This is a genomic window from Pantoea graminicola, assembly GCF_048452665.1.
GTDB lineage: Bacteria > Pseudomonadota > Gammaproteobacteria > Enterobacterales > Enterobacteriaceae > Pantoea.
In genome coordinates, this window is sequence record NZ_JBLWSJ010000002.1 from 1 (window position 1) to 14,665 (window position 14,665).

Annotated in this window: 8 protein-coding genes; 1 reads left to right on the forward strand and 7 read right to left on the reverse strand. The window is 57.9% G+C overall.

Annotated features, from left to right (window positions below):
• Positions 1-48: 48 nt before the first annotated feature.
• The 7 genes from ACNY69_RS04015 to putP all read right to left on the reverse strand — a co-directional run bounded on the left by ACNY69_RS04015 (position 49) and on the right by putP (position 9,843).
• Positions 49-1,053 carry a LacI family DNA-binding transcriptional regulator gene (locus ACNY69_RS04015; protein ID WP_111141947.1) on the reverse strand — a complete coding sequence of 335 codons (1,005 nt, stop codon included), beginning with the start codon at positions 1,051-1,053 and terminating at the stop codon, positions 49-51.
• A gap of 113 nt (positions 1,054-1,166) precedes the next feature.
• Positions 1,167-3,050: a glucose PTS transporter subunit IIA gene (locus tag ACNY69_RS04020; protein WP_418797373.1), complete on the reverse strand. Its 1,884-nt coding sequence runs from the start codon at positions 3,048-3,050 to the stop codon at positions 1,167-1,169.
• A 487-nt stretch (positions 3,051-3,537) separates the two neighbouring features.
• Positions 3,538-4,326: a phosphate starvation-inducible protein PhoH gene (phoH, locus tag ACNY69_RS04025; protein WP_199560043.1), complete on the reverse strand. Its 789-nt coding sequence runs from the start codon at positions 4,324-4,326 to the stop codon at positions 3,538-3,540.
• A gap of 569 nt (positions 4,327-4,895) precedes the next feature.
• Positions 4,896-6,173: an iron uptake transporter deferrochelatase/peroxidase subunit gene (gene efeB, locus ACNY69_RS04030; RefSeq protein WP_418797375.1), complete on the reverse strand. Its 1,278-nt coding sequence runs from the start codon at positions 6,171-6,173 to the stop codon at positions 4,896-4,898.
• 2 nt (positions 6,174-6,175) lie between these two features.
• Positions 6,176-7,291, reverse strand: a complete 1,116-nt coding sequence (efeO, locus tag ACNY69_RS04035; protein WP_293771388.1) for an iron uptake system protein EfeO — start codon at positions 7,289-7,291, stop codon at positions 6,176-6,178.
• Positions 7,292-7,343: 52 nt separating this feature from the next.
• Positions 7,344-8,168: an iron uptake transporter permease EfeU gene (gene efeU / locus ACNY69_RS04040; protein WP_111141951.1), complete on the reverse strand. Its 825-nt coding sequence runs from the start codon at positions 8,166-8,168 to the stop codon at positions 7,344-7,346.
• Between the two features lie 190 nt (positions 8,169-8,358).
• Positions 8,359-9,843 (reverse strand): sodium/proline symporter PutP, encoded by a 1,485-nt coding sequence (gene putP, locus ACNY69_RS04045; RefSeq protein ID WP_293771395.1) that lies wholly within the window; start codon positions 9,841-9,843, stop codon positions 8,359-8,361.
• A 450-nt stretch (positions 9,844-10,293) separates the two neighbouring features.
• Between putP and putA the strand changes: the two genes are divergently transcribed.
• Complete coding sequence (putA, locus tag ACNY69_RS04050) at positions 10,294-14,241, forward strand: trifunctional transcriptional regulator/proline dehydrogenase/L-glutamate gamma-semialdehyde dehydrogenase (protein ID WP_367395564.1); 3,948 nt, start codon at positions 10,294-10,296, stop codon at positions 14,239-14,241.
• Positions 14,242-14,665: the final 424 nt, after the last annotated feature.

A 14,665-nucleotide genomic window follows, 5' to 3' on the forward strand; every position in this document is an offset into this window, starting at 1 on the left:
TTTTTTTTTGCATATTGCACCGCGAGAGGAGATGAGAAGTCTGTCTGCTTAAGGGGCTTCCGCGCAGCGGGCCACCGAATCCCGGCTTACCAGCGTCCCCTGATGCGAAAACAGGATGCTCTCTTCAGGCCGCAAAATAATTTCCATCGCGTCACGGATCATCTCATCTACTGGAACATGAATGGTCGTTAAGGAGGGCGTGTAGTACTTTCCTATCACCGCATCATCGAAACCAGCAAGCGAGATCGCTTCCGGCACGCTTTTACCCGCCTCCTGAAAGGCTTTTGCCAGACCAATCGCCATATCGTCATTGGCGGCCAGCACACAGGTAAACGCCACGTTCCGCCCCAGCAGCTCACACCCGGCCGCGTAACCGCTCCCGGTACTCCAGGCACCCTGCACCACCAGTTGCGGATCCAGACTGATGCCCGCCTTCTGCAGCGCATGACGGTAGCCCGCTAAACGCTGCTCGCCGGTCGGTGAGCCAGGGCTTCCCGTGACAAAGGCGATCCGGGTATGTCCCAGCGCCAGTAAATGCGCCATCATCTCTTCACTGCTCCGCCGGTGATCAGTAAACACGCAGCGATTGCGGTTTCGGGTGAGTTCGCGGTTGATTACCACTATCGGCGTCTGGTTCTCATCAATAATCTCATCCAGTTCGCTGACCGACAGATATTTGGGATAGATCATGATGGCTTCGCAGCGCAGTTCAAGGAGTAATCCAATCGCCCCACGCTCATCCTGCGCACTGTGTTTCCCGTCCGCAAGCACCAGCTGGCGGTTGTGTTTTTCGCTGAGGGTGGCCGCCTGATAAACCATCCCCGAAAAGAACGGGCCGTTGTAGAGCGCGTTGGTAATGACCAGCCCGATCGAATGGGTGGCATTATTGGACAGATTACGCGCCAGTCGATTGGGCCGATAGCCGGTCTCCGCCACCGCCTGCAAAATTCTGGCTTTCACCTCTTCCCGCACAAAGACTTTGCCGCTCAGTGCGCGTGAAACGGTCGCTTTGGACACGCCGGCCAGTCTGGCGACATCCAGTATGGTTACCATTCAACACCTCAATCAATGGATGAGTCACATCAGGCCCGTCTGAACCAGTGAATAGAGCGCCAGGAGACGCGCAGCCGTTGAAGCCTGCGCATCCCGCCCTGGCGTGTAGACGTTTATGCCAGCGACATCAGAGGCACACCAGTGCTGACAGCCCCCTGAGACGGGTACTTCGTCAACGTGAATGCCTCGCTGTTCACGACCAGAACCGGCGTCGTCAGGTCATAACCTTGGCGTTCGATACTGGCTTGATCAAACTCAAGCAGTGGCGTTCCCGCGCTGACCACGTCGCCCTCTTTCACTAACGGATGAAAATGTTCGCCCTGCAGCTCAACGGTATTTAAGCCAACATGGATCAGTAACTCCGCACCATTTTCGCAGACTAAGCCAATGGCATGATGCGAAGGAAGCAGTGTTGCGACCGTCGCTTTGCACGGCGCCACCACCTTCCCCTCGTCAGGCTTAATCGCGAGTCCGTCGCCCAGGAATTTCCTGGCAAAGGTTTCATCCGCCACGCTCTCCAGCGCAACAACGTTGCCTTTTAACGGGCTGAGGATGTCCATGCCGCCGGATAATGCGGCGTCCGGGGCGGTCCGGGTTCTGACCTCTGGTGACGGGATCGCGTTCTCATTGACGGGATCGTCAAAACCTACAAACTGCACCATCAGAATCGTCAGTACAATCGTGGTCCCGGCACCTGCCAGCTCACCCATAAACGACATGGGTGCCGCAGGGCTGATGGCATTAACCAGCGTAAACAGGCCCGGCAATGCTGCATAGGCGTAGTAGAGGCTGCCGAACAGGCTGGCAACCACCGCCCCGATCGCTCCACCGATGCAGCCACAAATAAAGGGTTTTTTAAACCGCAGCGTCACGCCATAAATGGCCGGTTCGGTGATACCGAAAACAGCGGTAATACCGGCAGACAGGGAGGTAGCTTTTAACTGCGTGTTGCGGGTTTTCAGGAACACGCCAAATACGGCGGCCATCTGACCGATAACCGCAATCGTCTGGTAAGCCTGAAAAGAGTCATACCCCTGCGTGTCGAAGTTCGCCATGATGACGGGCGTAATGCCCCAGTGAACCCCAAAAATAACGATAATCTGCCACACCCCACCAATCACCGCCGCCGCCACTGGCGGAGCCGCCTGGAACAGGGCGTTGTAACCACCCGCGACACCCATTGCGGCCCAGGTGGTAATCGGACCGATCACAATCAGCGTCAGCGGTACGATAACCACAAAACAGATCAGAGGCGTAAAGAGCGGGCTGACCACCTCTGGTATCCACTTCTCCACACGGCGTTCAAGCAGGGAGAGCGCCCAGACCAGAAACAGCGGCGGTAAAACCGACGAGGTGTAGACCGTTTCGGAGAGTGGAAAGAAGAGGAAACGGATACTCTCCCCGCCGGCGATCCGTCCGGCCAGGGTCGCCCAGTCCGGACTGATCAAGGCACAACAGCAGAGTACGGCAATAAAGGGATTACATTTGAAATGCCGGGCTGCCGTCATGCCGATAAAGACCGGCAGAAAAGCGAACGGGGTCCAGGACATAAAGTTGAGCACAGCGAAGGTGCCCGTCGTTTTGACATCAGCATCAATCAGCGTGACAACAATCAGCAGCCCCTGCAGGATCCCTGCCGCCGCCAGGATATAAACGATAGGAGCGAAGACTGCCGACATAGTGGCGATCACTGCATCCAGCCTGCGCATTTTCGTCGGCTGGCTGTCAGCGGGGCCACTCTCTTTCACCAGGCCCGACATCGCATTAAAGAGATCGGCGACATGTGTGCCGATAACCACCTGAAACTGCCCACCGCTCTCCACCACCGCAATCACGCCCGGCAGACTCTGTACCTTCTGCTTCGCTTCCGTCGGGGTTTCATTCAGCACCAGCCTCAGGCGGGTGGCACAGCGACTGAAACTGACGATATTCTTCTCCCCACCCACTTCCCGGAGGATGTCACTGGCTAACCTGTTGTAATCCCTGATAACAGCCATGCAGTTTTTCCTTCTTCATTCAGTAATTGCGTCTCACAAAAGGCGAGACTGCCTCTGTAGCTATCCGGAACAATGACCATGCAACCGGTTTCACCGTACCCCGTAACAGCAGCCATGCAACCGGTTTCATAAGAATGTGGGAGTCACTTCACCTATTTCATGGCAGGTAAAGCGCAGATCTGTGATCGGATCGATCTGTGCGCGTTAACGCGGCTCTCCCTGCGTCAGCAGCAACGCCGTGAGAGACGAATATCGCTGAGCTATCCGGGAGAAAGGGGTTAAAGGCGGTTTCAGCGGCGGACTGAAATCATCACGCCCGGCTGGAGGGGCCACGTAAAAACCGGAAACTGTCCGGCGAAAAGAACGCTTTTCATTGACGCTGACGGCGTTCAGCCTGACGCTTCTGACCGTGAAAACTTACTGCGATTAAAAAAGAAAACCCGGCCGGAGCCGGGTTTGGGCGCTACACTTCTTACTCAATCAAACGCTAGCTATACGCGTGCAGGGTGCGCTGACACAGCGCAGACCGCACACAATCCTCTTTGCCGAAGCGGACAATGCCAACCATCTCGTCCTCTTCAAAACGCGCCAGCGCGTCCGCGAGACCAGAAGGCACCCCAGCGGGCAAGTCGCACTGGGTAATATCGCCGTTAACGATGACCGTGACGTTTTCGCCCAGTCGGGTCAGGAACATTTTCATCTGCGCGGCGGTGACGTTCTGCGCCTCATCCAGAATCACCACGGCATTTTCAAAAGTACGTCCTCGCATATAGGCGAAGGGCGCAATCTCGACCTTGGCGATTTCCGGACGCAGACAATATTGCATAAATGATGCGCCAAGACGTTTAACCAGAATGTCATAGACCGGACGGAAATAAGGGGCGAATTTCTCAGAAATATCACCGGGCAGGAATCCCAAATCCTCATCTGCCTGAAGTACCGGGCGCGTAACAATAATCCTGTCGATATCCTTATGAATCAGGGCCTCAGCCGCTTTCGCGGCGCTTATCCAGGTTTTACCGCATCCGGCTTCACCGGTTGCGAAGATCAGCTGCTTGGTTTCTATGGCGTTAAGATAGTGCGCCTGAGCTTCATTACGGGCCTCAATCGGTAAGCGGTCACGCGTGTCGCGCGCCATGCCGATTGCGTCCAGTCCACTCATATGCACCAGCGAAGTGACCGACTCTTCTTCACGCTGACGGTGACTCCGCGAGTCACTGCGAAGCACTCTTCTTGCTTCACGACGTGCTTTGATCACTGCTTTCTGTCTTCCCATAGTGGCACCTTTCAGTTGGTTTCATTTCCCGCGTCAGGCGCGTAGCCCGTTGCGATTACGTGAACGCTTTAGAGGTTTCAGTTGGCTTCCTTCAGAGCCATGACAGGACAGGATAATGGGTATGCAGCCGCGCACAGACGTTGCTGAACACCGGATAATACAGGTTGCAGAACAAAAGAAAGGGTTGAAGAAAGGGAGAGATGACGAGGCAGAATTGCCCTCGCGTTCAGGCGCAATTTATTTAACGGCAGTAACTTTCCAGAAAAGAATCGACCCATGCGCGAACTCCAGTGTGATACAGCAACACATCCGATTACGCCTGTTTAATAAAGTGCACCATTTTGTTGGGCCTTTGCAACTCTAATTTTATCTGCTGGCAAAGGAATTGCTAATCGCAGGTAAACATTTCTTTTTCGATAAAATGTAAAACTGAAGAATTACAATGTCTTGGGTTATTTCGGGGTGGCTGACAATCTGCGTAATCTCAGTAAAAACTCACCGCGTCACGCGCATAAAACGGTGATGACGGGCGGCCGGTCAACGGCACGCCCATTGTGATGATATTTTAATCAGGATTCCAGCAGCGACTGCCCTAAATAATGGCTCGCGTCGGGGACGCCGGGCAGCGCAAAAAAATAACCGCCGCCAAAAGGCCGGATATATTCTTCCAGCGCCTCACCATTCAGACGCTGCTGAACCGTGAGAAAGCCGCGCTCCAGATCGTGCTGATAGCAGACAAACAGCAGGCCCATATCCAGTTGTCCGGCGGCGGAGATCCCTGCCGAGTAACTGTAGCCACGGCGCAGCATCAGACTGCTGGCTGTCTCCGGCGTTCGGGGATTGGCGAGACGGATGTGGGCATCCAGCGCGATCACCTCGCCGTCCGGGTCTCGGGCGTAATCCGGCACGTCATGTTCATGCTGCATTCCCAGCGGTGCGCCGCTCAGCTTCTCCCGGCCAAAGATAGTCTGCTGCTCACCCAGCGGGGTGCGGTCCCACATTTCCACATGGAAGCGGATTAATCGCACAGCCTGATAGCTGCCGTTGCGCGCCCAGGCGGGCTCCTGCTGATCGGCCGTTACCCAGAGCAGCTGATTCATCAGCGCCGGATCGCGGGTATCGGGGTTGGCCGTGCCATCTTTGAAACCCAGCAGGTTGATCGGCGTCTCCTGCCCCTGACTGCGCGCGGCATGTTCAGAGATAAAACCTTCGCGCCGCCAGCGTACGCCGAGCAGGTCAGGCGTGTGTTTGATGATGTCACGCAGAGCATGGATCACCGTATCCTGGGTGTTGGCGCAGATCTGCAATAGCAGGTCGCCATGACACTGGCTGGCATCAAGCGAATCGTTAGGAAAGCGCGTCATCGGCTGCAGCTTTGCCGGCTTGTGCGGGGCCAGCCCGAAACGTTCGTCAAACAGGGAGTGACCCACAGAAACGGTTATCGTCAGGTTATCCGGCGCGATCGTCGGCCCCAGAATGCCGGAATCCATCGGCGGCAGCTGCGGATTTTTCACCACCGGTGCCGGTCCGCCGTGGGTCAGAAAGGCGATGCGCTGGGTCAGCAGACGAAACAGACGCACCAGCTCCGCCTTATCGCTGCTGAGCAGGTCAAACGCCACCAGCATCATTGAGGCCTGCTGCGGCGTCGTGATGCCCGCCTGATGCTGACCGTAAAACGGCTGACTCTGCTGCCGTGCCTGCGGTGTGACGGTGCCCGGTGAAAAATTATCAGCGCGGGCGGCGTGGAACGGACAGCCACCGCCCAGGGCCGCTGCGCCGCCCAGCAGCCCCAGCCCTTTTAATAAACGACGACGCGCAGGCTGCGCGTCATCTTCCTTACGACTCATGATTAATCCAGACCCAGAGTGCCACGAAGTAATGAAAGATCTTCCGCCAGCGCGGTGATCGGCCCTTTCAGCGCATTACGGTCGGCGCTGGTCAGTTTCTCGTAAGATTCGAAGCCGCTAGCCGTGCGGTACTTGCTCAGTATCGCATCCACTTTCTTAAAGTTAGCATCCACTTTCGCCAGCAACGCCGGGTTCTCTTTACCGATCAGCGGACGCAGCAGCTCAACAATTTTCTGCGCGCCGTCGATGTTGGCCTGGAAGTCCCACAGGTCGGTGCGGCTGTAACGATCTTCCTCACCGGAAATTTTGCTGGAGGCCACCTCTTCGATCAGGCCCGCTGCACCGCCGACCACTTTGGCTGGCGGAAAGGCGAGTTCGCTGATGCGCACCTGCAGATCTTTGACATCTTTATTAAGCTGGTCCGCATAGTCTGCCATGCCCTGGGTGCTGTTATCCCCGAAGAGGGCCTTCTCCAGACGGTGGAAACCGGTGAATTTGGGATCGGCGGCTTTCTTCTCATAATCATCCTCGCGGGCATCAATGCTGCCGTCGAGGTCAGAGAAGAGTTCAGCAATTGGCTCAATACGCTCATAGTACTGGCGGGTCGGCGCAAACAGGGCTCTGGCTTTTTCTGTGTCACCCGCTTTCACCGCATCCGTAAAGGCCTGCGTGCTGCTCACCAGCTGGCTGACCTGCCCGGTAACGTAAGCTTTATAGGCGGTGATCGGCCCTTCAAGCTGCATACGCGCCGAGGTGGCGCCTTTGGCCGCACCCTCGCCCGCTTCGACGATTAGCTTACCTTTGGGGTTGCTCAGCAGGCCGCATGTCATCTCATATTCGCCCGGCTCCAGCGTGGCGGTCAGCTTCTGACTGAAGCCCGGCGCGATGTTTTCACGCTCTTCAACCACCAGTACCCCTTTCAGGATCTCCCACTCCAGCGCCTTCTGGCTGTTGTTCTTAATCAGGAACTGGGTTTTACCAGCCTTGACCGTCAGGCGCATCGGCTCACACTGCCTGTCGTTGACGCTTACGGTGACCTGAGGAACCGCCGCGGCCGCCGAAGCGGAGATCGCCAGCAGAGGAAGTAGCAGTGCCTTGCGGCGGAAACGCATTGTCATCTCTCTTTCCCTATCACGTTGCGGGCACAAGGTGCGCCCGTTAAATGGTGCATTACACAGTGGCCGACGCAGCAGGTCGCGCAGGCATGAAAAACAGAATCAGCGCCGGAATCAGGTAGACGACGTAGAGGGTCACTTCACTGACGCTGGGTGCCTCCTGATACCCCAGTACCCCTTCCAGCAGGGTGCCAAACAGCGAATGGGTAGATAAGGTATTGCTGAGATCAAAGGCCACCTCCTGAAAGTGGTTCCACAACCCGGCCTCGTGGAAGGCGCGAATCGCCCCCGCCGCCAGGCCCGCCGCCACAAACAGGATGAAAACGCTGGTCCAGCGGAAGAAATGCGCCATGTTCAGGCGAATCCCGCCCCAGTAGAGCAGCATGCCCAGCACCACCGCCGTCGCCAGCCCGAGCACGGCCCCCATCGGCGGCGCATAGCCCACGTCCTGGGTAAAGGCGGCCAGCAGGAAGAACACCGACTCCAGCCCTTCACGCGCCACGGCCAGAAACACCATCAGCACCAGCGCCATCCCGCCACGACCTGAACGCTGCAGTGCCTGATCGACTGCCTGCTCCAGCTCCACGCGGATGTTGCGCGCCACCCTGCGCATCCAGAAAACCATAGAGGTCAGGATCACCACCGCAATCAGCGCCACGATGCCTTCAAACAGCTCCTGCTCTTTTTGCGGAAATTCGCCCGTGGTGGCATTGATGAACAGCCCCAGGCCCAGGCAGAGCGCGGCGGCGATAAATACGCCAGCCCACATGGCCGGAAACCATTGGGTACGCTGGGTGCGTTTGAGGTAGCTGGCGATGAGGCTGACAATCAGCGCGGCTTCGATGCCTTCACGCAGCATGATGAGAAAGGGAACGAACATTGCCAACCTCTTGAATGTTAAGCAGCGTCAATCAACAGTAAAATCAGGTAAAGTGTAAACGATACCGATTATCATTATCGCTGCAAAAAAAACAAGTTACCGGCGGAGATAATTTCATCTTTGGGTGATTTATCTTTGCAATAAAAAGGCCCGCCCTTTGCGGGGCGGGCCTGATCGTCTGTAGCCTGGCTTATTTCGCCTGATACTCCGCTTCCGCTGCAGCAAAGCGCTGCTGCGCAGCCGCTGAAGGTTCACGGCCCATCAGGCTGAAAAGAACAATCGCGATGCTGGCGAAAATGAAGCCCGGAATGATTTCATACAGTCCCAGCCAGCCATACTGTTTCCACACCAGTACGGTCAGGGCACCGACAATCATCCCCGCCAGCGCGCCGTTGCGGTTCATGCGTTTCCAGCAGACACCAAACAGGACAACCGGACCGAAGGCGGCACCAAAACCTGCCCAGGCGTAGCTTACCAGGCCCAGGACCCGGTTTTCCGGGTTGGAGGCGAGTGCAATCGCAATCAGCGCCACCAGCAGCACCATCAGACGCCCTACCCACACCAGCTCTTTCTGACTCGCCTTCTTACGCAGGAAGCCTTTGTAGAGATCTTCAGTCAGCGCACTGGAGCAGACCAGCAGCTGACAGCTCAGGGTGGACATCACGGCCGCCAGAATCGCGGAGAGCAGAATGCCGGCAATCCACGGGTTGAAGAGGATACGCGCCAGCTCGATAAAGACCCGCTCGGCGTTGGCGTTCACGCCCGCCGCCAGCGCCGGGTTATTCTGGAAGTAGGCGATACCAAAGAAGCCCACCGCCACGGCACCGGCCAGGCAGAGCACCATCCACGCCATACCGATGCGACGCGCCGTGCGGATAGAGCGATGCGAATCGGCCGCCATGAAGCGCGCCAGAATATGCGGCTGACCAAAGTAGCCCAGGCCCCAGCCCAGCAGCGAGATGACCGCCACGAAGTTCAGGCCCTTCAGCATGTCGAGGTTTTCCAGGCTCTTCGCCTGAATGACCGCCATCGAATCTGACCAGCCGCCGACCGCGATGATCACAAAGACCGGCGTCAGGATCAGCGCAAAAATCATCAGGCTGGCCTGCACGGTGTCGGTCCAGCTCACCGCCAGGAAACCGCCAATCAGCGTATAGAGAATGGTTGCAGCGGCACCAGCCCACAGGGCGGTCTCATAACTCATGCCGAAGGTGCTCTCAAACAGACGCGCACCAGCGACCACGCCCGAGGCACAGTAGATAGTGAAAAACACCAGAATGACGATGGCAGAGATGACCCGCAGAATTTTACTGTGATCCTCAAAGCGGCTGGTAAAGAAGTCCGGCAGGGTCAGCGCGTTGTTGTGATGTTCGGTCTGCACCCGCAGACGACCCGCAACAATTTTCCAGTTAAGCCAGGCCCCGATCGTCAGACCAATTGCAATCCAGCTTTCTGAGATACCGGAGATGAAGATGGCACCAGGCAATCCCATCAGCAGCCAGCCGCTCATATCGGATGCACCGGCAGAGAGTGCCGTGACCACGCTACCCAGACTGCGGCCACCCAGGATGTAATCGTCGAAGTTTTTGGTTGAGCGGTAGGCAGCAAAACCAATTAACACCATCCCAAGTATGTAAACTACAAAGGTCACCAGCATTGGTGTACTTACACTCATCTGTCTCTCCACTTATTATTTGATATCCCAGAGAAATCGCCAGCCGCCCGTCTGCCGGAACGGGGCAGCGCGGGCCGATTTTCTGTGTCAGGGGTCACTCATTTCCCAGCGGCGCGGTATCCTGCCGGAAAGCCGGAGCGCGCACAATGGATTTAACACAGGCGTTACAGTGATTTCACTAACCAGATGTTAAAACGTGCTCAGAGGTTGCACTCGCTCACAGTTATCTGGTTGCACCCGGGTTTTACCTGCCGAGAACCCGCTTTTTAACGGGCCTGCAAACTTGGCGAGGATCTTGCAGCAAGATTCATGCCGCATTGTCGGATTTAACATTTGACCACGTTAAAAGGGTGTTAACTGGCTCACATTTAACACGGTTGCACAAAGTTGCAACTTAAGTGATAGTGCAGCCAACGCCGTATCGAACCACTATTAAGGAGCTCTGGAGTCATGGGTACAACCACCATGGGTGTAAAACTGGATGACGCAACGCGTGAGCGCATCAAACTGGCTGCGCAGCGTATTGATCGCACGCCACACTGGCTGATTAAACAGGCGATCTTTACCTATCTGGGCCAACTGGAAACCGGCGACAGTCTGCCAGAGATCCCCCTTTCTGCTCAGGCGGCCACTGAGGCTGACGACATCCAGCCCGAGGAGATGCACCAGCCGTTCCTCGACTTCGCAGAGCAGATTTTACCTCAGTCCGTGACCCGCTCTGCCGTGACTGCCGCGTGGCGTCGCCCGGAGACCGATGCGGTGCCGATGCTGCTGGAGCAGGCCCGTTTACCGGCGGCGCTGGCAGAGAAAACTCACCAGCTGGCTTACCAGCTCGCCGACAAGCTGCGGCACCAGAAAGGTGCAACCGGACGCGCCGGTATGGTGCAGAGCCTGCTGCAGGAGTTCTCTCTCTCCTCTCATGAAGGCGTGGCGCTGATGTGCCTGGCCGAGGCGCTGCTGCGTATTCCTGACAAGCCAACGCGCGATGCGCTGATCCGTGACAAGATCAGCAACGGCAACTGGCAGTCGCATCTGGGACGCAGCCCCTCTCTGTTTGTCAACGCAGCCACCTGGGGCCTGCTGTTTACCGGTCGTCTGGTTTCGACTCACAACGAGTCAAACCTCTCCAGCTCGCTGAACCGCATTATCGGTAAAGGGGGCGAGCCGCTGATCCGCAAAGGCGTGGATATGGCGATGCGTCTGATGGGTGAGCAGTTCGTCACCGGCGAAACGATTGCGGAAGCCCTGGCGAACGCCCGCAAGCTGGAAGAGAAAGGGTTCCGCTACTCCTATGACATGCTGGGTGAAGCGGCGCTGACGGCTGGTGATGCCAAAGCCTACCTGCTCTCTTATCAGCAGGCGATCCATGCGATTGGCAAAGCCTCAAATGGCCGCGGCATCTATGAAGGCCCCGGCATCTCCATCAAGCTCTCCGCCCTGCACCCCCGCTACAGCCGTGCGCAGTATGAGCGCGTCATGGAGGAGCTCTACCCGATTCTGAAATCGCTGACGCTGCTGGCCCGCTCCTATGATATCGGCATCAACATCGATGCCGAAGAGGCCGACCGTCTGGAGCTGTCACTGGATCTGCTGGAGAAGCTCTGTTTCGAACCGGAGCTGGAAGGCTGGAACGGTATCGGCTTCGTCATTCAGGCCTACATGAAACGCTGCCCGTTTGTGATTGATGAACTGATCGATCTGGCGCAGCGCAGCCGTCGTCGCCTGATGATTCGTCTGGTGAAAGGGGCCTACTGGGACAGCGAAATTAAGCGCGCGCAGATGGAAGGACTGGAGGGTTATCCGGTTTACACCCGCAAGGTCTATACCGACATCTCTTACCTGGCCTGCGCCCGTAAGCTGCTCTCTGTACCGAGCCTGATCTATCCACAGTTTGCCACGCACAACGCCCACACTCTGGCGGCAATTTATCAGTTGGCGGGCAATAACTACTATCCGGGTCAGTATGAGTTCCAGTGTCTGCACGGAATGGGCGAACCGCTTTACGAGCAGGTCGTCGGCAAAGTGGCGGACGGCAAACTGAACCGTCCCTGCCGCATTTACGCGCCGGTCGGTACCCATGAAACCCTGCTGGCCTATCTGGTTCGCCGCCTGCTGGAGAATGGCGCGAACACCTCCTTTGTTAACCGCATCGCCGATACTTCTCTGCCAATCGATGAGCTGGTGGCCGATCCGGTCAGCGCCGTTGAAAAGCTGGGCGTCAGCGAAGGCACCATTGGCCTGCCGCATCCGAAGATCCCGCTGCCGCGCGAACTCTACGGTGAAAACCGCGTGAACTCAGCGGGACTGGATATGGCTAACGAGCATCGTCTTGCCTCCCTCTCCAGCGCCCTGCTGAGCAGCGCCGCACAGCCCTGCCTGGCTGAACCGATGATCGAGGGGGAAGCCGGTGCCGGTGAATTGCGTGACGTTCTGAACCCGGCTGCGCCGAACGATCGGGTTGGTCAGGTACGTGAAGCGACGGAGCAGGAAGTCTCCCTGGCGCTGGATGCTGCTGTGAACAGCGGGCCGATCTGGTTCGCCACACCGCCGCAGGAGCGTGCGGCCATTCTGGAACGTGCTGCACAGATCATGGAAGGCCAGATGCAGCAGCTGATCGGCATCCTGGTGCGTGAAGCGGGCAAGACCTACAACAACGCCATCGCCGAAGTGCGTGAAGCGGTAGATTTCCTCTATTACTACGCCGGGATGGTACGTGACGATTTCGACAACGAGACGCACCGTCCGCTGGGTCCGGTGGTCTGTATCAGCCCCTGGAACTTCCCGCTGGCGATCTTCACCGGTCAGATTGCTGCTGCACTGGCTGCGGGCAACAGCGTGCTGGCAAAACCGGCCGAGCAGACGCCGCTGATTGCGGCGCAGGCGGTTCAGATCCTGCTGGATGCGGGTGTACCCGCTGGCGTTCTGCAGCTGCTGCCGGGTCAGGGTGAAACCGTGGGCGCGCAGCTGACCGGCGACGATCGGGTACGCGGCGTTATGTTTACCGGCTCGACGGCAGTCGCGACGCTGCTGCAGCGCAACCTGGCCGGTCGTCTTGATCCACAGGGTCGCCCGACGCCGCTGATTGCAGAAACCGGCGGCATGAATGCCATGATCGTTGACTCTTCCGCACTTACCGAGCAGGTGGTAGTCGATATCGTCGCATCGGCCTTCGACAGTGCCGGACAGCGCTGCTCGGCGCTGCGTCTGCTCTGTATTCAGGAAGATGTGGCTGACCATACGCTGAAGATGCTGCGTGGTGCGATGGCAGAGTGCCGCATGGGCAATCCGGAGCGTTTCTCAACCGACATCGGCCCGGTCATTGATGCCGAAGCGAAAGCCAATATCGACCGCCATATTCAGGCGATGCGCAATAAAGGCTTTACCGTTTATCAGGCGGTGCAGGATAACCCGCAGGACAGTAAAGAGTGGAACAGCGGCACCTTTGTGAAACCCACCCTGATTGAACTGAATCAGGTCAGCGATCTGGACAAAGAGATCTTTGGTCCGGTGCTGCACGTCGTGCGCTTCAGCCGCACCGCGCTGCCTCAGGTGATCGATCAGATTAACGCCTCTGGCTACGGTCTGACGCTGGGTGTCCACACCCGTATCGATGAGACCATCGCCCAGGTCACGGCAAATGCCCGGGTCGGTAACCTTTACGTTAACCGTAACATGGTAGGCGCGGTGGTCGGCGTGCAGCCGTTTGGCGGCGAAGGTCTGTCTGGCACCGGTCCGAAGGCCGGTGGTCCGCTCTACCTCTATCGACTGCTGGCTCATCGCCCGGATAGCGCACTGCGTCTGACCTTTGATCGTCAGGATGCGGAGCGTCCGGCAGACAGTACGCTGCGCCAGTCTCTGCTGGCTCCGCATCAGGCGTTGAGCCTCTGGGCGAAAGAGAAGCCCGCCCTGGCTGAGCTGTGCCAGCACTACGGCGAACTGGCCCAGGCGGGCGTCGTCCGGCTGCTGCCTGGCCCGACCGGCGAACGTAACACCTTCTCGCTGTTGCCTCGCGATCGGGTACTCTGCCTGGCGGACAACGAGCAGGATGCGCTGATCCAGCTGGCTGCGGTCACCAGCGTCGGCAGTAAAGCCCTGTGGCAGGATGATGAGCTGCATCGCGCCTTACTGACCTCGCTGCCGGATGCGGTTAAGGCCCGTATTAAACTGGCGCGCGATCCGTTAGCGGCAGAGTTTGATGCGGTGATTTATCACGGCGATGCCGATCAGTTGCGCGCCCTGTGTGAACAGATCGCGGCGCGTGACGGCGCGATTGTGTCGGTGCAGGGCTTCGCCCGTGGCGAGACGAATCTGCTGCTGGAGCGTCTGCTGATTGAACGTTCGCTGAGTGTGAATACCGCTGCGGCAGGCGGCAATGCCAGTCTGATGACTATCGGGTAATGGGGAAATAAAGGGGCGGTGGGCGAACGGGAATTTTTGTTCGCCTGCGGGGCGGTGCAGGGTTGCTGCCTGAACGGGGTATCCTGAACGGGGTATGGTGCGGGTTTCGTTCGCCTGGTGGATTGGGCAGTTTCAGGCCCGCTTCAGCAGGCGACCGACAAGGGGGCGCCAGTCGCCGCGCCCCCTTGACCCCGGGCTCCGGCCTGCATCACCGCCGCTTCGCGGTCCCTTCGCTTCTTCCGGATTTCTCACGGACCGGCGGGACGCGCCATCCCTGGCGCGAACCCGCCTCTTCGCGACATCCCTGTCGCTCGTCCTGAAATCCCTCATCCGCTCAGCGGTTCTGACGGCCTCCCTCCCCCGCTGTTATTTCTTCTTCTGACTTTCGGTCTTTCATCGCGGTAAGTCTTCTGCCTTGCGGTGA

Bases quoted from the DNA above. Each gene is read 5' to 3' on its own strand.
- putP (WP_293771395.1), bottom strand. From the start codon at position 9,843: ATGAGTGTAAGTACACCAATGCTGGTGACCTTTGTAGTTTACATACTT.
- ACNY69_RS04020 (WP_418797373.1), bottom strand. From the start codon at position 3,050: ATGGCTGTTATCAGGGATTACAACAGGTTAGCCAGTGACATCCTCCGG.
- efeU (WP_111141951.1), bottom strand. From the start codon at position 8,168: ATGTTCGTTCCCTTTCTCATCATGCTGCGTGAAGGCATCGAAGCCGCG.
- putA (WP_367395564.1), top strand. From the start codon at position 10,294: ATGGGTACAACCACCATGGGTGTAAAACTGGATGACGCAACGCGTGAG.
- phoH (WP_199560043.1), bottom strand. From the start codon at position 4,326: ATGGGAAGACAGAAAGCAGTGATCAAAGCACGTCGTGAAGCAAGAAGA.
- efeO (WP_293771388.1), bottom strand. From the start codon at position 7,291: ATGACAATGCGTTTCCGCCGCAAGGCACTGCTACTTCCTCTGCTGGCG.
- efeB (WP_418797375.1), bottom strand. From the start codon at position 6,173: ATGAGTCGTAAGGAAGATGACGCGCAGCCTGCGCGTCGTCGTTTATTA.
- ACNY69_RS04015 (WP_111141947.1), bottom strand. From the start codon at position 1,053: ATGGTAACCATACTGGATGTCGCCAGACTGGCCGGCGTGTCCAAAGCG.